General features: G+C 56.0%; 16 protein-coding genes. All 16 read right to left on the reverse strand.

Going from position 1 to position 19,471, the window contains the following annotated elements; all coding sequences use genetic code 11:
* Nucleotides 1-300: 300 nt before the first annotated feature.
* Nucleotides 301-2,745 carry a transglycosylase domain-containing protein gene (locus tag AC58P5_RS07315; protein ID WP_497385464.1) on the reverse strand — a complete coding sequence of 815 codons (2,445 nt, stop codon included), beginning with the start codon at nt 2,743-2,745 and terminating at the stop codon, nt 301-303.
* Nucleotides 2,746-2,984: 239 nt separating this feature from the next.
* A complete protein-coding gene (locus tag AC58P5_RS07320; protein ID WP_497385466.1) occupies nt 2,985-4,058 on the reverse strand; it encodes an aliphatic sulfonate ABC transporter substrate-binding protein in 1,074 nt (357 codons plus the stop codon).
* Between the two features lie 53 nt (nt 4,059-4,111).
* Nucleotides 4,112-5,329: an LLM class flavin-dependent oxidoreductase gene (locus AC58P5_RS07325; RefSeq protein WP_497385468.1), complete on the reverse strand. Its 1,218-nt coding sequence runs from the start codon at nt 5,327-5,329 to the stop codon at nt 4,112-4,114.
* 264 nt (nt 5,330-5,593) lie between these two features.
* The gene (gene mtaB, locus AC58P5_RS07330; protein WP_497385469.1) at nt 5,594-6,958 is read right to left on the reverse strand and encodes a tRNA (N(6)-L-threonylcarbamoyladenosine(37)-C(2))-methylthiotransferase MtaB; all 1,365 of its coding nucleotides are present in this window, start codon (nt 6,956-6,958) and stop codon (nt 5,594-5,596) included.
* Nucleotides 6,959-6,963: 5 nt separating this feature from the next.
* Nucleotides 6,964-7,791 (reverse strand): 16S rRNA (uracil(1498)-N(3))-methyltransferase, encoded by an 828-nt coding sequence (locus AC58P5_RS07335; RefSeq protein WP_497385470.1) that lies wholly within the window; start codon nt 7,789-7,791, stop codon nt 6,964-6,966.
* 178 nt (nt 7,792-7,969) lie between these two features.
* Nucleotides 7,970-8,674, reverse strand: a complete 705-nt coding sequence (locus tag AC58P5_RS07340; protein ID WP_497385471.1) for a site-2 protease family protein — start codon at nt 8,672-8,674, stop codon at nt 7,970-7,972.
* 9 nt (nt 8,675-8,683) lie between these two features.
* Nucleotides 8,684-9,658, reverse strand: a complete 975-nt coding sequence (gene prmA, locus AC58P5_RS07345) for a 50S ribosomal protein L11 methyltransferase (RefSeq protein WP_497385472.1) — start codon at nt 9,656-9,658, stop codon at nt 8,684-8,686.
* Between the two features lie 495 nt (nt 9,659-10,153).
* Nucleotides 10,154-10,525 (reverse strand): hypothetical protein, encoded by a 372-nt coding sequence (locus AC58P5_RS07350; RefSeq protein WP_497385473.1) that lies wholly within the window; start codon nt 10,523-10,525, stop codon nt 10,154-10,156.
* Nucleotides 10,522-10,695, reverse strand: a complete 174-nt coding sequence (locus AC58P5_RS07355; protein WP_497385474.1) for a YfhD family protein — start codon at nt 10,693-10,695, stop codon at nt 10,522-10,524. Before AC58P5_RS07355 ends, AC58P5_RS07350 begins: the two co-directional genes overlap by 4 nt.
* Nucleotides 10,696-10,998: 303 nt before the next feature.
* Nucleotides 10,999-12,342, reverse strand: coding sequence for an APC family permease (locus AC58P5_RS07360; protein ID WP_497385475.1), 1,344 nt, complete (start codon nt 12,340-12,342; stop codon nt 10,999-11,001).
* 206 nt (nt 12,343-12,548) lie between these two features.
* Nucleotides 12,549-13,673, reverse strand: a complete 1,125-nt coding sequence (dnaJ, locus tag AC58P5_RS07365; RefSeq protein ID WP_497385476.1) for a molecular chaperone DnaJ — start codon at nt 13,671-13,673, stop codon at nt 12,549-12,551.
* 130 nt (nt 13,674-13,803) lie between these two features.
* Nucleotides 13,804-15,648 carry a molecular chaperone DnaK gene (dnaK, locus tag AC58P5_RS07370; RefSeq protein ID WP_497385477.1) on the reverse strand — a complete coding sequence of 615 codons (1,845 nt, stop codon included), beginning with the start codon at nt 15,646-15,648 and terminating at the stop codon, nt 13,804-13,806.
* Nucleotides 15,649-15,715: 67 nt separating this feature from the next.
* Entirely contained in the window at nt 15,716-16,300 is a 585-nt protein-coding gene (gene grpE / locus AC58P5_RS07375) for a nucleotide exchange factor GrpE (RefSeq protein ID WP_497385478.1), read from the reverse strand.
* A 117-nt stretch (nt 16,301-16,417) separates the two neighbouring features.
* Complete coding sequence (gene hrcA, locus AC58P5_RS07380) at nt 16,418-17,443, reverse strand: heat-inducible transcriptional repressor HrcA (protein ID WP_009675428.1); 1,026 nt, start codon at nt 17,441-17,443, stop codon at nt 16,418-16,420.
* 136 nt (nt 17,444-17,579) lie between these two features.
* Nucleotides 17,580-18,041, reverse strand: a complete 462-nt coding sequence (locus tag AC58P5_RS07385) for an N-acetyltransferase (RefSeq protein WP_497385479.1) — start codon at nt 18,039-18,041, stop codon at nt 17,580-17,582.
* A gap of 211 nt (nt 18,042-18,252) precedes the next feature.
* The gene (gene hemW, locus AC58P5_RS07390) at nt 18,253-19,404 is read right to left on the reverse strand and encodes a radical SAM family heme chaperone HemW (protein ID WP_497385480.1); all 1,152 of its coding nucleotides are present in this window, start codon (nt 19,402-19,404) and stop codon (nt 18,253-18,255) included.
* Nucleotides 19,405-19,471: the final 67 nt, after the last annotated feature.

The following is a 19,471-nucleotide window of genomic DNA, read 5'->3' on the forward strand; positions in this document are numbered from 1 at the left end:
TTTTGCTTTTGCGCCTTGCCTTTTTCGTGTTTATTGTTCGCGGCTTGTTTCAGGATTGCTTCACATCGCTGCTTTGCGTTCACGCTCCCCGCTGTTAAGGTTTGCCCGCCTTCGGATTTTCAGCGGGTTTCCTTGGCAAGATTTCTTCCAATCCCCGAATGAAACCCTCATATCCGCGCACAAAAAAACCGCGATAAACGCGGTTTCTTGATTGCAAAGGATACTCTCTCGGCATTCTCATGGGCCAAACGGACTCCGTCCTTCAGAACATTTCCCCGTCTCAGCCAAGCTCCTGCCGGTTCAGTAACCGACAGCCGTTCCTGCGCCGACCGGAGAAGGCGAAGGAACGGGGCTCGGCCGGGAAGCGCTCACGCCGGTCCCCGCTGTGCCTCCCTCCTCCTTCTTGGCCTGAGGCTTCGGAGTCGGCTTCGCGGAGGCCGAAGGCGTCGCCTCTCCGGAAGGCGGTTTGACTCCCGGCGAAGGCTGCGGGGAAGCTTCTCCGGAAGGCTTCCCCGTGGCTTCCGGCGGCTCTTTGCCCCCGACGGGAGGCTTCACGCTTCCCGTGCCGTCCTTGGGAGGCGGACTGCCGGTACCCGCCGGGGTCTCTTTTCCCCCGGGAGCGGCGTTTGCCCCATCCGCCGGCGTTTGGGACGGCGACGGGGTCGCGGTTGCTTCCCCGCCCGAAGAATCCGCCGTCCGCGTGCGGTTTACGCTTTTACGCTCTCTGGAATCGACGGAGGCGTAGGCTTTGCCGTTCTCTCCGTTGATCCGCTGGATTTTTCCTCCCGCAAGGCGGTAGCCTCGGGGAGCTTTGAAGGCGGTGACCGGCTGCCCCTTGAGCGCCTGGCTCATGATTTTCTGGAAAATGGCGGCCGGAAGCTTGTCTCCGCCTGTCGTCAGGTAGTGCTCGCGGTTCGTCACCGGATAACCGACCCATACGGCCGTCACCAGCTCCGGCGTATAACCGACGAACCACGCATCTTTGGAGCCGTCGATAACGCCCCCGGATGAAGTGCGGAATTCGGCTACATCGGGAAGCTGAGTCGTTCCCGTTTTGCCCGCCACATCGCGGTTAAGCCTTGCGTTGCGGCCCGAACCTTCCGTAATGACCTTCTGGAGCATCTCCGACATCGTATAGGCCGTATTGGCATCAATTACGCGCTCCGTGTTCGTTTTCTGCTCCAGAATGACGTTGCCGCCGCGGTCCTTCACCTGCGTGACCGCATAAGCGTGAGCCAGGCTGCCGCCATTGGCAAACATCGTGTACGCCTGCGCCATGACGAGCGGAGAAGTCCCGTATTTCATGCCGCCCAGGGCAAGCCCGTAAACCCGGTCATCGTCTTCCAGAGGAAGACCGGCCTTGCGCCCGAAAGCCAGCGCCTTCTCGACGCCCACTTCCTTCATTAGCGCCACGGCGGGCACATTATAGGATTGAGCCAGCGCTTCCTCCATCGTCACCCAGCCGTGGAACCTGTGGCCGTAATTGTTTGGCTTGTAGCCGACGGCGAATTCCGTTTCCGTGTCGTTGATCAGATCCTGGGGCTTGAATCCGGCCAGCAGTGCCGGCGTATACACGACCAAAGGTTTGATCGTCGAGCCAGGCTGGCGCTGAAGCTGCGTCGCGTAATTAAACGCCCGGAACTCCTTCGTTTCGCTGCGGGAGCCGACCAGCCCTTTTACCGCACCGGTCTTCGCATCCAGGACAACGACCGAGCTCTGCAGCCCGCCTTTATCGCCGGGAAAATTTTTCTTGTCCCGGTAGACAGCTTCGGCCGTATCCTGAACTTTCGGATCCAGATTCGTGTAAATTTCCAGACCCGACGATAAAATTTCCTGCTCGGACATTTTCGTTTTATCCAGCGTTTCCTGAATAACATAATCCACATAAGTGGGGTATTTGTTGCTTGCCGAAAGGGAGGTATTCTCCGTCAGCTTAATGGGTTCATTCTGGGCAAGGTCCCGTTCTTCTGCCGTAATCTTCCCCTGCGACGCCATCATGCTGAGCACGAGATCCCGGCGCTCTTTGGCTTTGTCGGGATTGTTAAGCGGCGAATACGCATTCGGCGACTTCGGCAGTCCCGCAAGCAGCGCCGCTTCCGCCAGCGTAAGCTCGGAAGTGTTTTTCCCGAAATAGATCTGCGAAGCCCGCTCGATTCCCCAGGCGCCCCGGCCGTAATAAATATAATTGAGGTAAAGCTCCAGAATTTGCTCTTTGCCGTAATTGTTTTCGATCTTAAGGGCGGCGACCGCTTCATTGATTTTGCGCTGAAGCGTCTGCTCCGAGCTGAACAGCTTCACTTTGGCGAGCTGCTGGGTAATCGTACTCCCGCCCTGCACAACCTCCCCATTTCTCACATTTGTAAACAACGCGCGGCTGAGCCCCTTGTAATCAATCCCGTCATGCTCGTAAAACCGGGAATCTTCCACCGCAACAATCGCATTCGTAAGTTGCTTCGGAAACGCCGAATACGGAACATATTCCATTCTGGAATTGGTCAGTTCCGTGATCAGTTCCTTGTTCGCATCGTAAATCCGCAGCGGCATCGGCGGCTCCTGCGCCAGCTTCGAAAGATCCGTCTGCCGGTACATTTCGATTCCCGTCTTTGCTGCCCAAGCTCCTGCACCAAGTACACAGACTAACGCTCCCAGAACGACAAAACCGGCGATTTTACGCGCTTTTCTCTTCTTTTTCGGTGTCGTTCCGCCTTTTTTCCCGGGCTTATCCGTCTGCTCGGTGTCGGTCATGCGTCCCCCTCCATCCAGCTGTGTGTGTAACATTCCTGCTACCTATTACCCCCGGAAAAACAAGTTTTAAACACACGGCGCGTTTTTGCCCATGAAAAAAAGGGACCTCCGCCCCTGCAGGCGGCCGATCCGCAGCTTCTTTTCTCTCTATTTTCCTTATCCGATAAAAAGGTGTGCAGCCGCTCTCCGGAACCTTATAAAGCCAAAACGCTTTGACACTTTTACGCTCCGCCTGCCGCTTATTTGCCTGCCGTAACCTGTTTCAGCGCCTGTTCGATGAAGGAATTATCCACCACCGCGGTCACGTCGATCTTCTGCTTGATCGCGTCCTGCGAGAGCATAAAATCCGCAGTCGACTGCTGCGCCTCCACAAATTCCGGCGTTATGACCGCGTTCAGCGCTTCAAGGTTGCTCAGCACTTTCCGCACGATTTCGGGATCCAGCTTTTTAGCCTTGGATAAAATACCGACCGCTTCCTCCTGATGCTCCGTCAGCCACAGCCTGGCTTCCTCGTACGTTTTCAGGAAAAGCACCGTCAAATCCGGATGATCCCGGGTAAACTCGCTGCGCGCCACGATAAAGCCCGGCCCGAGAAGATCGAGCTGCTTGCCGTCAGCCAGGACCGATGCGCCTCCCGACGCGATCTCGCTCGTTATAAACGGCTCCCAGACCGCCCAGGCATCCACGGCCCCGGTCTGAAATGCGGGCCTGGCCTCGTCCGGCTGAAGCTGGACGATTTTAATGTCCTCGGGCTTTAAACCGGCTTGGACGATCGCTCTGTACAAGAAAATCCAGCCGCTGCTGCCCTTGGCAACGGCAATTTTTTTGCCTTTCAGGTCCTGCACCGTTTTGAGCGGGCTGCCTTTCGGAACGAGAATCGCGTTCCCTTTCTTCCCGTCGCCGCTTACGGCGATTTCTTTAAATTCCACCTTGCCTGCCTGGGCGGCAATGACAGGCCCGTTCCCGACGATTCCGAAATCGAGCCGTCCGGCCGTAATGGACTCGAAATGGGGAGGGCCGCTCTGAAACTCCTGCCACTTGACCTCCGCCCCCGCTTCCGCGAATGCTTCCTCGAACCATTTCTTCTCCCGGGCGATCAGCAGCGGTCCCAGGCTCTGCTGGATTCCGATGCCCACCGTCACTTTGCCTTTCCCGCTTTTTCCGGCCGGGGCCGCACCTTCCGTTAAGGCTTGCTCCCCCTTGCCTATACAGCCCGACAGCAGAAGAATCATCAGGAGCGCAAAAGGTAAGGCCCGCCGATACGCACCCTTTCCGACATCCGCCGCCGGAGCCGTTTTGCCTGCAGCTCTCATCCTTTCTCCCCTTTCACTTGAGTTTTAAAGAATTCTAGCGGTCTCTCCGGGACCTAGGCCTCGATCTTCTCCTTATGACCGGAAAAAGCAATCACCCCGGCCGCTCCGCGCTCCGCCAGCTTTCTCTTGAAAACCGGCAGCAGCAAATCTCCCGTAATCCGGGCTTCTTCCAGATTCGGATACCCCGAAAGAATAAACGAAGAAATGCCGATATCCGTAAATTCCAGCAAACGGTCCGCCACCCGCTCGGCACTGCCCACGAACGTCATGGCCCCTCCGCCGCGCACAATGGAAATGCCCGCCCACAAATTCGGACCGATCACATACCCGTTCGCCCGGGAACCTTCCCGCAGGGAGTTCTGGCGCTGCTGGTTCGTCGCATCCGTTTCCTTAAACCGGTGGCTGGACCATTCGATCGCGCTGTCGTCCACTTTGGAAATAATCTCCCACGCGTCTTTCCAGGCTTCTTCCTCCGTCTCCCGCACGACCACCTGCGCCCTCAGCCCGTAGCGGAGCTCGCGCTCTTTCCCGGTGGACGCCTTCACTTCAGCCCGGATTCGCTCTACTTCCCCGATCTGGTCCCGTATCCAGGAGAGAGGCTCCGCCCACATCAGGTACACGTCCGAGGTTTCGACGGCCGTTCGCTTCCCCGCTTCGGAGCTTCCTCCGAAATAAAGGGGCGGATAAGGCTTTTGCACGGGCAGAGGCAGCCCCGCTCCACCTTCGAGCCGGTAGTACTTCTCGCTGAATTCCACCTTCTCCGCATCGCCGTACTTGTACCCGCTTCCGGCGAGAAAATTCCCTTCACTGTCGTTTGAACGCGTCCACACACTGCGGACGATATGCAGAAATTCGCGGGTGCGCACGTACCGCTCGTCATGATCGCCGGCGAGCGGATCTCCCGTTGCCGCCAAGTCGGACGGAGACCCTCCCGTTACGACGTTGATCAGCGTTCGGCCGCCGGAGAGGACGTCGAGCGTGGCGGCCATTCTCGCGGCAAGAACAGGCGCGATCAGCCCCGGCCTCATCGCCACAAGAGGCTTGAGCGTCTTCGTATGCGAGGCGACGATGGAGCCGACAATCCAGGCATCCAGGCAGGACCCGCCTGTGGGAATGAGGGCGAACGTAAAGCCCGCTTCCTCCGCTGCTTGCGCCACTTGAATCATATAATCGGCGGATGATTCTCTTTCCGGCTCGACTCCGATATATTTGCCGTCTCCCGTAGTTGGAATAAACCAGCCGAATTCCACTTCCGGAATTGCGTTTCCCATGTTCCACCGCTCCTTCGATGTTTATTTACATTCACATATTTGACTTAACACATGTATTTAGTCGGATTATGATCACTATAAAGTCGTCTCTCATTCACGCCCCCTTCCCGCGGCCCGCGAGCTTCACTCCTTTCGGCTACGCAAAAAAGCCGGAAACAATAAGCTCTCGCTTATGTCTCCGGCTGTCCGGTAGATGGAAATCAATGGAATTGTACCCCATCTTAACACCGTGCCTAGGGTCTGTCAACCCGCTAAAAACGTTTCTTAGACAATCGCTTTGATCCGATTCGCGGACGCGGAATGCTCTTCTTCCGCCACACGGATCAGCTTGCCTGTGGATTCGTTCACGCCGGCTTCCTCAACTTCCACCGTACATACCCGGCCGATCATCTCTTCCGGCGCCTCGAATACCATCTGCATATAGTTGTCGCTGTAACCCATCAGCAGACCGCTGTCTTCGGCGGCACCTTTGTAGGCACGCTCCGGAATAACTTCCAGTTGTTTGCCTACATATTGCTTGGCGTACTCCAGCTGCATTTTCTCCGACAAGTCGATCAGTTCGTGAACGCGTGCGTTCTTGATCTCTTCGTCGATTTGATCCAGCATCCGCGCGGCGGGCGTTCCCGTCCGTTTGGAATACGGGAATACGTGCATTTCGGCGAACTTCATCTGTTCCATAAAGGCATAGCCTTCGCGGAACATTTCGTCCGTTTCGCCAGGGAAACCGACGATGATGTCCGTCGTAATGGCCGCACCGGGGAGCGCTTTATGGATCAGCTCGATTTTACGGCCGTATTCGGCGGTCGTATATTTGCGGCGCATCCGTGCCAGAACCTGGTCGTTGCCGGCCTGGAGCGGAATGTGCAGATGACGGCACATTTTATCGGAGGTGCCCAGCACTTCCAGCACTTCGTCCGTAATCTGGCTCGCTTCGATCGAGGAGATCCGGATCCGGTTCAAACCGTCTACCTTGTCCAGGTCCCACAGCAGGCGGGCCAAGCTGTAATTCTCCATATCTTCGCCGTAGCCGCCGGTGTGAATGCCCGTCAGCACGATTTCTTTGTAACCCGCGTCAACGAGCATGTGCGCCTGCTTGACTACGCTCTCCGGCTCCCGGCTGCGCATAAGGCCGCGCGACCACGGAATGATGCAGAAGGTGCAGAAATTGTTGCAGCCTTCCTGGATTTTCAGAAACGCACGGGTGCGGTCGGCAAAATCCGGCACGTCCAGTTCCTCGAACTGGCGCGTTTTCATGATGTTGCGCACGGCGTTGATCGGTTGGCGCTCCTGCTGGAACTGTTTCACCAGGGAAATGATTTTGTCGCGGTCCTGCGTTCCGATCACGAGATCGACGCCCGGAATCGCCATGATTTCGGCAGGCGAAGTCTGCGCGTAGCAGCCCGTAACGGCCACGATGGCCTCCGGATTGCGCCGCACGGCACGGCGGATCATCTGGCGGCTTTTTTTGTCGCCGGTATTCGTAACGGTACACGTATTGATCACGTAAACGTCCGCCGTCTGTTCAAAATCGACCTGTTCATACCCTTCGCCTTTGAACATCTGCCAGATCGCTTCGGTGTCGTAAAAATTAACTTTGCACCCCAAGGTGTGAAATGCCACAGTTGACATGATGTTTATCCTCCCATCTCTCCGGATTCGTATAGGATGCACGCAAGCCCGACCATAGCGGCCGTCTCCGTGCGTAAAATTCTCCGTCCGAGCGACACGGACACGCAGCCCGCAGCCTCGGCCTCGCGGATCTCCTGCTCGGAGAATCCGCCTTCGGGGCCTATAAGAAGCAGCAGCCTGGACGGTTTACCGTCCGCTCCGCTGGCCGAACCGGTTCCCGCTGCTTCTCGCGAAGCTCCGCTTTCGTCCGCCTGGCCGTCCCGTGTCCCGAAATAACGGCGGATCGCCGTTCCGATGCCGAATCCGTCTTCTTTCTCGTAACAGATCCAGGCTCCATCCGCGGCTTCGGATACCAGCTTCAAAAGAGCTTTCCACGAAAGCACGGGCTCGATGGCCGGAATCCGGTTCCGGTGCGCCTGCTCCGCCGCTTCCTTGGCTATTTTATTCCAGCGCTCGGTGCGCTTGGCTTCTTTCTTCGCATCGTACTGGACGACGGTCCGTTCGGACACGAACGGCAGAAAACGCGCGGCGCCGATTTCGGTCCCCTTCTGGATGACCGTCTCCATCTTGTCGCCCTTCGGCAGACTTTGCGCGATCCATACCTCGACGGCAGGCTCCGCGCTCATTTCCAGCGTCTCGACGATTTTCGCTTCGACGCGGTTTTTGTCGACCGCCGTAATTTCGACGATCGCTTCACGGCTGATGCCGTCGCTGCAGATGCAGCGGTCGCCCTCTTCGGCACGCATGACACGCGCGAGATGATGGGCATCGTCGTCTGTAATCACGACGGAATCCGCGCCGAAATTTCCGGCTGGAATGAAATATCTTTGCATCGCGGCCACTCTTTCTTTGTCGAAAATGCTAAAAATCGCGTACATTTCATCTTACAATGTTCTCGCTTCAAAAGCTACCACTGGCACAAATTTTCATAGTGCCGTTCCGTGTCGGCCCGACTTCACCGCTGTGGCGTATAAGGCCTTTTCCGTCCGCCGGGAATGCCCGGGGCGCCTTTTATCCGATCAGTCTGAAAAACTGGTCGATGGGCAGCCGCTGGCCGAAAAGCGAACCGATCCAATCGTTAAACGCATAAATAATATCGTACTGCAGCGAAAAAATCGGCCCCAGCGTGACCCGGTACAAAGGCGGGATAAACGCGACCAGCAGCAGGACAAGCATTCCCCACTGCTCATACTGCCTAAGCTTTTCGCGCCCGGCGACGGGGAGCACATCCTCCAGAATCCGGTATCCGTCGAGTGGAGGAACCGGGAGCAGGTTCAGGATGAACAGCAGCACGTTCATTTTCACGAACAGGATCATAAAAATCAGCACGGCCTTCTGCACGCCCGCGGACCAGCCCACGATTCCCGTGTAGTTCAGCAGCACATAAAACACGATAATGCCTAGGAAGCCGAGCACCAAATTGCTGAAAGGCCCGGCGAAGCTGACGATGACGCCCATGAGGCGGGGCTTTTTGAAATTCGAGCGCCGGACGGGAACGGGCTTCGCCCAGCCGAACCCGGCGATGACGAACAGCAGCGTCCCCAGCACATCGAGATGAACGCGGGGATTCAGCGTCACCCGCCCCTCTTTGTAAGCGGTAGGGTCCCCGAATTTGTAAGCCGAGTAGGCGTGCGCGAACTCATGCACCGTAAAGGCGATGATGAGCACGAGCAGCGTGAACGGAAGCATCTGTAAAATGGCGTTGAAATCCCCCATGTCGCCCGCCTACCGTTTCCGCGCGATCAGCACGACCCATTCTCCGTCGCGGCGCACGTCCTCGACTTCGAAGCCGGCTGCGAGGAGACCGTTTTCCACATCTTTCTGCTTGCTTAGAATAACGCCGGAAACGACATAATAGCCGCCTGGCGCCAGCACTTTGTACACATCGTCAAGGAAGAGCAGAATGATTTCCGCCAAAATGTTCGCGACGACCACCTGAACGGGGAGTTTCACGCCGAGATCCGCGCCCCCGCCCGCTTCGCTTTCTTTGAAAACGCCCAGGAGATCGCTCAGCTTCACGTGAATCTTGTTCTCCAAGCCGTTGAGCTTGGAGTTCTCGCTTGCGCTCGAAACCGCAACCGGATCAAGATCGACGGCGAGAACATGGCGGGCACCGAGTTTGGCCGCAGCGATCGACAGGATGCCGGAGCCCGTGCCCACGTCGATCACATCTTCGCCGCCCTTGATGACCTCTTCGAGAGTCTTGAGGCACAGCGACGTGGTGGCATGGGTTCCCGTACCGAAGGCCATTCCCGGATCGAGCTCCAGAATAATTTCACCTTCCGATGCCGTATATTCTTCCCATGTCGGTTTGATCGTTAAACGTTCGGTAATGCGGACGGGTTTGAAGTACTGCTTCCAGGCGTTCGCCCAGTCTTCGTCGTCCACCTCGCGCAGCTCGTAAGACGGATTCCCCGTATCGATACCGAATTCGGTCAGACCTTCGACCGACTGCTTGAGCGTACTCATAATGGGATCCAGCTCGGTTCCTTCCACGAAGTACCCTTTGATAACGGCACGGCCTTCCGGAATATCGTTAAAAGGAAGCTCGTACCACTGTCCGAGCGAAGTATCCCGCTTCTTATTCAAAGTGCCGGATTCTTCGATGGAAACCCCTCCGGCTTCAAATTCATGGAGAAAATTGGAGATCATTTCGACGGCTTGTTCCGTCGTGTTTACCGTAATTTCATGCCAACGCATCGCGACTTGTTCCCCCTTGCGGACCTTTGCTTGCTTATCCGCTCACATATCTTGTTATTGTACTATACTTTACAAGCCCGGTAAAACCTGCTGCATTGGCCGCGATAACGGCTTATGCGGGACATGCAAGAAAGCCCTCACTCCTCCGCTTTGAAACGCGAGGAGTGAGGGCTTTTACAGGTCGCTGCCGGTGCGGGCTCCGTCCGTTGGCAAGCCGCCGGCTGTTCGACAGTGCGATTTCATCGGCGGCACGCCGGATGGTCATGCACGCGCTTAAGCCGGATGCCGGGCTCTACAGCGCGTCCGGGGGCTTGCAGCACCCGGCATGCGGCAGCACGTCGCGCTCTGCGGACGCGGACGGCACGCTTGCTTCACAGCCGCCCCGCTGCGCGGCGGGCTTTGCCGCCATACGCGCCGTGTACCGGCCACGGCGGACAGCCGCTATGCGGGGCAGCAGTTCCGGCGTTCCGGCCCGGTTGCCCGACCGGCCGGCCGTCAGATCTCGCCCCCGCATTCCCTGATCACACGCATGGCCTGATGATGCGTGCTCTCGTCCACCACGACCGTCAGCAGAATATCGCGGCCGGTCGGCATCCCCGATCCGCCGTCGCTCATTCCGCTGGCGGTAGGGTCCGCCGCCGCGAGAATTCCGGCATCGGGCGAATACCACTCGGCACTCTGCGTCAAGTTGCCGAGGCTGGCGAAATCCCCGTTCAGCGGATTCATCTGCTGCTGAACGTCTTCTCCCTGAAAGCGGTCGAACCGGGCGATCTGCATATCGATCACCCGTAGCGCTTTCAGCTTGGCTGCCGCTCCCTCGGCTTCCTCGGGGGAGCGGAAAGTCGCGAGTATGCTCTTCTCGCTCATGGACCCTGCCGCTCCTGACGGCTGTCCGCGGCACTCGCGCGCTGCAGAGCTTCCAGATCTTCCGCGTCGGCTTCTTCCGAGCTGAACTCCACATCCTCGTTTTTGCCGATCGGAATCAGCTGTGAAATCTGCTCGGAGATTTCTTCCTGCTCGTTCCGGTTTTCGCTCATCGTTTTATGCCTCCTTAATGCAAGCTAAAAATTAGCATGCTTTACAGGAGCTCTTTTTATGCAGCCGGGGGCGTGCTCCGCCAGTCCTGCTTATCCCGCGAGGCTCCCGGCGGAGTCCTTGGCGTCCCAGGATGGTGGTGTTGCACAAGCCGTTCGTCCGCTTGCACCCAAATCCGTCCGGACACATCCGACCGCGGATATAAGCGAGTGCTTTTTACCGGCAGCAAAGACAGCGGGCAAAACTTGCGGCCACAACCCGCTGCAGCAGCCATTGAGCCTATCGAATTTATCCGCCAGATCCCATTAACTGCCGGAATCGTCCATTTGGATTCCTTTTACGTCTCTTTTCGCGACCGCGACCAGATAAGTCAAATAAACGATCCCGACCGCCGTCCAGATCAATCCCAGCGTCATCGAATGGCCGTCCAGATGTGTCCAGATGTAGGCCACAAACCCGGCTCCGATCAGTGGGGCGACCAGATAGCGCATATAATCGCCGAAGCTTCTCTGCTTCCTTTTGAAAATATAATGGATGATGACCGAAAGGTTCACAAACGTGAACGCAATAAGCGCCCCGAAGTTAATAAACGAGGTAGCCGTAACGAGATCAAGCTTTAATGCGATCAGCGAAATGCAGCCGATAAACAGGACGTTGTAGACCGGCGTGCCCGATTTGGGATGAACATACCCGAAAATCTTTCTCGGCAGATAGTTGTCGCGGCCCATGGCGTACAAAAGGCGGGTAACGCTCGTCAGCGAAACGAGGCCGGAGGCCAGTGTGGACGAAAGCGCCGCGGCCAGGAACACGAGCTGAAACACCTTGCCCCCGATAAACAGGGCGATTTCCGGCGAAGCCCCCTCCGGGTCTTCGAATACGGAAACGTCCGGGAACAGCGACTGGGTAAAGTACGAAGCCGTCATAAACAAGATCCCGCCGATCATCGCAACGAGAATGATGGCCCGCGGCGTGTTCTTTTCCGGGTCCACAGTCTCTTCGGTCAAAGTCGATACCGCGTCGAACCCGAGGAAAGCGAAGCACAGGATCGAGGCGCCCACGAGCAGGGCCGGGATAGACATATCCGGGGCGTAGAAAGGCTGGGCGGTGAACACCTCTCCGACTCCTTGCCCATTCAGGAGGCCTTTTACGGCCAGTGCGGCGAACAGGACCACGACGACGATCTGGAAAAGCACGAGGAACGTGTTGACCGAAGCCGTTATTTTCACCTTCAGCAGGTTCAGCGCCGTAATAAAAAGGACGAAACCGACGATCCAGATCCAGGCCGGAATTTCCGGGAAAACCGCGGACAAATAAATGCCCGTCAGCAGGGCGTTAATCATGGGCAGGAACAAGTAGTCCAGCAGCGCCGCCCAACCGACCAGGAAGCCCGCATACGGATGAATCGTATTGCGTGCATATGCGTAAGCGGAGCCCGCCGTCGGGTACACTTTCACCATTTTGCCGTAGCTCGACGCCGTGAAAAGGATCGCCAGCAGAGTCAGCGCATAAGCGGCCGGGACGTGGCCTCCCGTTTCTTCCGACACGATTCCGTACGTGTCGAACACGGCCATAGGAGCCATATATCCGAGGCCGATGACCACGATATGCCAAAGCTTCAGCGTCCGCTGCAATTCCATGTTGGGTTTCAAGTAAGATCCTCCTTTTGCGTTGAAAATGGCCGTCCGCGCTCCTGTGCCGGAGCGTCCCCGTTAGGGCACAACGAATTATTATACAGGAAATCGCATGATGTTCCAGCCCGAAATTTCAACCATTCGCAAAAAGAAAAAAGCACCTTTCCTCCAGGGGAAAGGTGCTTGCTTTGCAGGCATGCGCCGTGCAGTTGTATGCCCGGGAATCAGTCTCCGCGGAACGCCTTGCGCATCCGGTCGAAGAAGGACTCCTCGTGCTCTTTCGTATCTTCTCCGCTCACTTTCGCGAACTCGCGGAGCAGATCCTTTTGCTCGTCGGTCATGCTTTTCGGCGTGACAATCACGACTCGCACGTGCTGGTCGCCCTGTCCGTAGCCGCGAAGCTTCGGAACGCCTTTGCCGCGAAGACGGAAATACGTTCCCGTGTCCGTGCCTGCAGGAATCTTGAGCTTCACTTTCTCCGTCAGCGTCGGCACTTCCACTTCCGCGCCGAGCGCCGCCTGAACGAAGGTCAGCGGCATATCCAGATAAATGTCGTCGTCCCTGCGTTCGAAATATTCGTGCGCCTTCACGTGGATAACGACGTAAAGATCGCCCGCCGGGCCTCCGCGCGTACCGCTTTCGCCCTCTCCGCTGACGCGCAGCTGAGCGCCGTCGTCTACGCCGGCCGGAATTTTGATGTGTATCTTGCGCTGTTTCTTGACCTTGCCGGAGCCGCCGCATTCTCCGCACTTGTGACGGATAATTTTGCCCTGGCCGTTACAGGTCGAGCAAGGACGGCGGTTCACGATACGGCCGAACGGCGTATTCTGAACCACTTCCTGCTGGCCCGAACCTTGACAGGTCGTACAAGTCTCCGGGTGTGTACCCGGTTTGGCGCCCGTACCCGAACACTTGTCGCAGTTTTCCGTACGCGGAATTTGCAGATCAAGCTCCTTGCCGAATACCGCTTCCTTGAATTCGATCTGCAGGTTATACTGCAGATCGCTGCCGCGCTGAGGCGCGTTCGGATTGCGCCGGCCGCCGCCTCCGCCTCCGAAGAACATGTCGAAAATGTCCCCGAATCCTCCGAAATCGGCGCCGCCCATGCCTCCGCCGCCCATTCCCTGATTCGGATCGACATGGCCGAAACGGTCATACGTCGAACGCTTCTGATCGTCGCTCAATACGTCGTACGCTTCTTTGGCCTCTTTGAACTTCGTTTCGGCATCGTCTGCCTTATTCACGTCCGGATGATACTGGCGCGCCAGCTTCCGGTACGCTTTTTTGACATCCTCCGCGGACGCGTCCTTGCCGACGCCCAGCACTTCGTAATAGTCCCGTTTACTCATCGCTCCACCCCCGCTGCTTTAACGGCAATCCCAACCGGATGGTCTTGTCGAAACATAGGGAAAGTCAAAGCCGTTTTCGGACGGCTTTGACTTCTCTTTGTGTCTGACAGTTCCCGGTGTGAAATTCCCTTTATTTCTTGTCTTTGTCCTCGTCAACTACTTCGTAATCCGCATCGACTACGTTGTCTTTCTTGCCGGCTTCGGACGCTTCGCCAGCCGCGTCGCCTGCTCCCTGCTGCTGGGCAGCCTGCTCATACAGCTTCACGGAAAGCTGCTGAACCACTTCGGTCAGCTCTTCCGTAGCCGCTTTGATTGCAGCCAGGTCGTTGCCTTCGAGCGCCTGCTTCACTTTTTCCTTCGCTGCGTTCGCTTTGTCGATCTCGGCCTGGTCAACTTTGTCGCCCAGTTCCTTGATCGTTTTGTCCGTGCTGTAAACAAGCTGGTCAGCCTGGTTGCGGACTTCAACGAGTTCTTTGCGGTTGCGGTCTTCTTCGGCGTGCGCCTCCGCATCCTTCATCATTTTATCGATTTCTTCATCGCTCAGGCCGCTGGAAGAAGTGATCGTGATCTTCTGGCTTTTGCCCGTACCCTTATCGAGAGCGGACACGTTAACGATCCCGTTCGCATCGATATCGAAGGTAACTTCGACTTGCGGAATACCGCGCGGAGCCGGAGGAATGTCTCCCAGCATGAAGCGTCCGAGTGTTTTGTTATCGTTAGCCATCGCGCGTTCGCCTTGCAGAACGTGGATTTCCACGCTTGTCTGGTTGTCCGCGTAAGTGGTGTACACTTGCGATTTGCTGGTAGGAATCGTAGTGTTGCGGTCGATCATTTTGGTGAATACACCGCCGGCCGTTTCGATACCGAGGGACAGCGGAGTTACGTCCAGAAGAACCACGTCTTTAACGTCGCCGGTCAGAACGCCTGCTTGGACGGCAGCGCCCAGGGCAACAACTTCATCCGGGTTAACGCCTTTGTGGGGATCTTTACCGATCAGCTTTTTAATTTCTTCGACAACAGCCGGAATACGAGTCGATCCGCCGACCAGTACGACTTTGTCGATTTGGCTTGGGGACAAGCCTGCATCGCTCAGAGCCTGGCGAGTCGGGCCGAGTGTTCTTTCAACCAGCTGCGCGGAAAGCTCTTCGAACTTGGCACGGGTCAGGTTAAGCTCCAAGTGCTGAGGCACTCCGTCGACAACGGTAATGAACGGCAGGGAAACGGTCGTTGTCAGGACGCTGGAAAGTTCTTTCTTGGCTTTCTCGGCCGCATCTTTCAAACGCTGTACAGCCGCTTTGTCCTTGCTCAGGTCGATGCCGTGCTCTTTCTTGAATTCAGCCGTCAGGTGATCGATGATCACTTGGTCGAAGTCGTCGCCGCCCAGCTTGTTGTCGCCGCTTGTCGCTTTAACTTCGAAGAAGCCGTCGCCGAGTTCAAGGATAGATACGTCAAACGTACCGCCGCCAAGGTCATACACGAGGATCGTCTGATCTTCGGATTTCTCCAGGCCGTAAGCAAGTGCAGCCGCGGTAGGCTCGTTGACGATACGCAGCACTTCGAGACCGGCGATTTTACCGGCGTCTTTAGTCGCCTGACGCTGGCTGTCGTTGAAGTAAGCCGGAACGGTGATAACCGCTTGCGTTACCGGAGAGCCCAGGTAAGCTTCGGCGTCGGCTTTCAGCTTTTGCAGAATGATCGCGGAAATCTCTTGCGGCGTGTAGTCTTTACCGTCAATAGATTCCTTGTGGTTCGTACCGATGTGACGCTTGATGGAGATGATCGTACGGTCCGGGTTCGTGATGGACTGGCGTTTTGCCGTCTCGCCCACAACACGCTCCCCGTCTTTCTTGAAGCCCACTACGGACGGAGTGGTGCGGTTTCCTTCGGCGTTAGGGATAACGACGGCTTCGCCGCCTTCCATTACGGCTACGCAGGAGTTGGTGGTTCCTAAGTCAATACCGATTACTTTGCTCATAATAATCTATTTCCTCCTTATTAGGGGTGCGTATATATGAATTCGCCGGGCCCAAAGCCCTTCCGGCTTACATGCTGACTTTAACCATCGAAGGACGGATTACTCTATCCTTCAGCATGTAGCCCTTCTGGACTTCTTCCACAACGATGCCTTCTTCATGCTCATCCGATTCCACCTGCATGATCGCCTGGTGAAATTCCGGGTTAAAGGGTTGGCCTACCGCTTCGATCGGCGTCAGACCCTCCTGGGTCATGAGCTGTTCGAGCTGTCTGTATACCATTTCGATCCCTTTGGTGAGAGCTTCGAAATCCTGCGTCTCGCGGCTGGAAACCAGCGCACGGTCGAAATTATCGATGACCGGCAGCATTTGTTCGATCAGCTTAAGAGAAGCGTATTTCGCAAACTCTTCTTTCTCCTGGCGTGTGCGGCGGCGGAAATTGTCGAAATCGGCCTGAGCGCGCAGCAAACGCTGCTGGCTTTCCTCGGCCGCTTTACGAAGCTCATCCAGCTCCGCGTTCGGGCCGGTGGCCGCGCCTTCCGCATCAGGAGCCGCTGCTTCGGCAGCTTCTGCTTGTTCCGCGTTATATGTAGCTTCTTCAGCTTCCGCGGCGTTCGTATCCGGGTTGATGTTCTTTGTTTCTTCGGTACTCACTTGTCGTGTTCACCTCCTTGAAAGAGTGGACGGGCCGGCGACTGCCGGCCACGTTTCAGTTTGCCCCAGCTAATCCCGCTTAAACTTCATGTAAAATCTCATTGTAAACCTCTCTCGCTATTTGTACCACCGTGACAGAAGAACTTCCATATTGGCGGACAAGTGCTCGAGAAGCCGGATCACTTTGGCATATTCCATCCGCGTAGGTCCGAGTATCCCGATCGTTCCAAGCGGCTGATCGTCATACGAATAGGTCGCCGTAATCAGGCTGCAATCGTTCATGGCGGCCAGACTGTTCTCCGAACCGATCTTAATCTGGAGTCCTGTAGGCGATGAAGTCACCAATTTGAATAAAACCGGAGTTTGCTCCAGCAGATCCAAAATATTTTTAACTTTATCCACATCTTTAAATTCCGGCTGTGTCAGCATATTGGTCGTGCCGCCCAGGAAAATGCGGTCTTTCTCGTCATTCTCAAGCACGCTTTCGACCATGTTCAGAAGCTCGTGGTAGCCTACGGCGTACTTATTCAGCTCGCCGGCCACTTCCGTATAGAGCTTCGACTTAAACTGCAGCAGCGGCACTCCTTGAAGGCGTGCGTTCAGCAAATTGACGACCTTCTCGATTTCGTTCATCGGCAATCCCGGGGGGATCGCAACGGTTTTATTCTCGACATGCCCCGTATTCGTCACGATAATCGCAACGGCGGTCTTGTCGTTAAGCGGAATAATCTGCAGATGCTTCAGCGTATTGGTAAAAACCTCGGGGCCGAGTACAATCGATGTGTAGTTGGTCAAGCCCGACAGCATATTCGCCGTATGCTGGATGACCTCTTCCATCTCCTGGACCTTCTCCGCGAAGAACAGCTTGACTGTCTCCAGCTCGTGAGCGTCCAGCGTACCGTGCCGCACCAGGTGATCCACATAATAACGGTACCCTTTATGAGAAGGAATACGGCCTGCTGACGTATGCGGCTGCTCCAGAAAGCCCAATTCTTCGAGATCCGACATTTCGTTGCGGATCGTGGCCGGACTGAAACCGACATCGCCCCGTTTGGAAATGCTTCTGGAACCGATCGGCTCCGCGGAACGAATATAATCATCTACAATGGCATTCAAAATCATCCGCTGACGCTCCGTCAACATACTAACTCCTCCTTTACATATAGGTAACCGCCGCATGAATGCGCCGCTCGTGCACAATCCGCTTCGTTAGCACTCAACCTTAACGAGTGCTAATTCCTATTACAAAAATAACAGACCTTTCGGCCTGTTGTCAAGTTCAATCCAACTCCCGGAGTACCGCAATCTCGTCGCAGCAGTACTGTTTTTTGCAGTGGATGCAGTCGGTCCACACTTTTTCCGGAAAGATATGTTTCGGCACGATTCTAAAGCCGTTTTTCTGAAAAAATTTTACTTCGTACGTGAGGGCCATCACCTTCGTAATGCTTAGGCGGCGCGCCTCATCCAGCAGGAAATCCACCAGTCTGGTTCCGACGCCCTGGCCTTTGTAATCCTCGGAAACGCCCAACGAGCGGATTTCCACCAGATTCTCACCCAGTCTCGTGAGCGACCCGCAGCCGATCAGCGCGCCTTCGTCCACCGCCACAACAAAGGTATCCAAATGCTGCCGGACCATCTCGCGGTCCCGGGGGAGCATAATCCCCTGTCGTGCATAACCTTGTATAATATGTACAAGTTCTTCTATATCGTCTTCCGCTGCTCTGCGGCAAGCCACTGTCATCTCGCATCCCACCATTCGCCTGCTGAAAATATATGAAAAAACCGGAGAAAATCAAAAAAGCCAGTTGTGCGATCTTTACACGCAACATGTATATTGAATAAATATACATCAGCATGCATAATCGCACAAGTGGCTTTTTGTAATATTTCGAGCGGATTTTAAAGCGTAAATGGCGAGCGTACTCCTGCCTATGCCCGGCCCTTACATGCCGCTAGTCGAGGAAGGCGGCAAACACGTCGTTGCCGAACAAAATTCCTTGTTCCGACAAACGGATCTTATTTCCGGCACGTTCCAGCAGCCCGCGTTTGATCAGACTGTCCAGAATCCCGCCGAATTTCTCCTCTACCGGAACACCGAATTGAGCGGTAAAATCGTCTCCGCTGATTCCTTCCAGCAGACGCAGGCCGACCATCATGAAGTCTTCCATCGCTTCCTGCTGCGTGACGGGGAATCTTTCCAGGTGCGGGAGGCCTTCCTTCGTCCGGTCAATATAAGGCTGGACGCCTTTGACATTGACATGGCGGTGACCTTCGGCGTAGCCGTGAGCCCCCGCGCCAAGGCCATAGTAAGGCTGATTGCGCCAGTAGGTCGTGTTATGCCGGCTTTCGTAACCGGGACGCGCGAAATTGCTGATTTCGTACTGTCCGTAGCCCGCTTCTTTCAGACGGCGCATAATGAGCAGGTACATGTCCAGTTCATCGTCCTCGCTCGGAAGCGGAAGCTGGTTTTTGTGATACATCGTGTGGAACAAGGTGTTCTCTTCCACCTTTAAGCTGTAAATCGAATAATGCTTGAGATCAAGGGCAAGCGCTTCGTTCAGCGTCTTCTCCATAATCTCCGGCGTCTGGTTGGGCAGCCCGAACATCAGGTCGATCGACATGTTGTCGAAGCCCACTTTCGCCGCATTTTCCAGGCTCCGGTAAACGTCGTCCGTATTATGAATGCGGCCGATCGTCTCCAGCAGGCCATTGTCGAACGACTGGACGCCGAACGAAATGCGGTTGACGCCGCCTTCTTTCATCGCCGCCAGTTTTTCGAGATCCGTCGTCCCGGGGTTGGCTTCCATCGAAAATTCCAGATTCTCGTGCTGATCCGGGAAATATGTTTTCACCAGTTTCAGAAAATGCGCCATCTGATCCGGCAGCAGAACCGTCGGCGTGCCTCCTCCCACGAAGATCGTCGCGATTTTTCCGGGCGGCTGCGCCTGCACCGTACGTTCCATCTCTCGCTCGAGAGCATCCAGATAGTCCATGACGGGCTGGCCTTTAAGGACATAGGAATTGAAATCGCAGTAGAAGCATTTGTTCGTGCAAAAAGGAATATGGATATAAACCGCCTCGGGGGCGGTATAACGTGTGTTCATTGCGGGTAGTTCCTTTCCGGAAAGGGTCGGGCCTCACGGCCGTTCCTTCATTGTACTATGAAAAGCG

The sequence above is a fragment of the Paenibacillus sp. JT31N7 genome, assembly GCF_059692095.1.

Excerpts from the sequence above, each read along its gene's own strand:
- AC58P5_RS07315 (WP_497385464.1), bottom strand. The coding sequence starts at position 2,745 with ATGACCGACACCGAGCAGACGGATAAGCCCGGGAAAAAAGGCGGAACG.
- AC58P5_RS07320 (WP_497385466.1), bottom strand. The coding sequence starts at position 4,058 with ATGAGAGCTGCAGGCAAAACGGCTCCGGCGGCGGATGTCGGAAAGGGT.
- AC58P5_RS07325 (WP_497385468.1), bottom strand. The coding sequence starts at position 5,329 with ATGGGAAACGCAATTCCGGAAGTGGAATTCGGCTGGTTTATTCCAACT.
- mtaB (WP_497385469.1), bottom strand. The coding sequence starts at position 6,958 with ATGTCAACTGTGGCATTTCACACCTTGGGGTGCAAAGTTAATTTTTAC.
- AC58P5_RS07335 (WP_497385470.1), bottom strand. The coding sequence starts at position 7,791 with ATGCAAAGATATTTCATTCCAGCCGGAAATTTCGGCGCGGATTCCGTC.
- AC58P5_RS07340 (WP_497385471.1), bottom strand. The coding sequence starts at position 8,674 with ATGGGGGATTTCAACGCCATTTTACAGATGCTTCCGTTCACGCTGCTC.
- prmA (WP_497385472.1), bottom strand. The coding sequence starts at position 9,658 with ATGCGTTGGCATGAAATTACGGTAAACACGACGGAACAAGCCGTCGAA.
- AC58P5_RS07350 (WP_497385473.1), bottom strand. The coding sequence starts at position 10,525 with ATGAGCGAGAAGAGCATACTCGCGACTTTCCGCTCCCCCGAGGAAGCC.
- AC58P5_RS07355 (WP_497385474.1), bottom strand. The coding sequence starts at position 10,695 with ATGAGCGAAAACCGGAACGAGCAGGAAGAAATCTCCGAGCAGATTTCA.
- dnaJ (WP_497385476.1), bottom strand. The coding sequence starts at position 13,673 with ATGAGTAAACGGGACTATTACGAAGTGCTGGGCGTCGGCAAGGACGCG.
- dnaK (WP_497385477.1), bottom strand. The coding sequence starts at position 15,648 with ATGAGCAAAGTAATCGGTATTGACTTAGGAACCACCAACTCCTGCGTA.
- hrcA (WP_009675428.1), bottom strand. The coding sequence starts at position 17,443 with ATGTTGACGGAGCGTCAGCGGATGATTTTGAATGCCATTGTAGATGAT.
- AC58P5_RS07385 (WP_497385479.1), bottom strand. The coding sequence starts at position 18,041 with ATGACAGTGGCTTGCCGCAGAGCAGCGGAAGACGATATAGAAGAACTT.
- hemW (WP_497385480.1), bottom strand. The coding sequence starts at position 19,404 with ATGAACACACGTTATACCGCCCCCGAGGCGGTTTATATCCATATTCCT.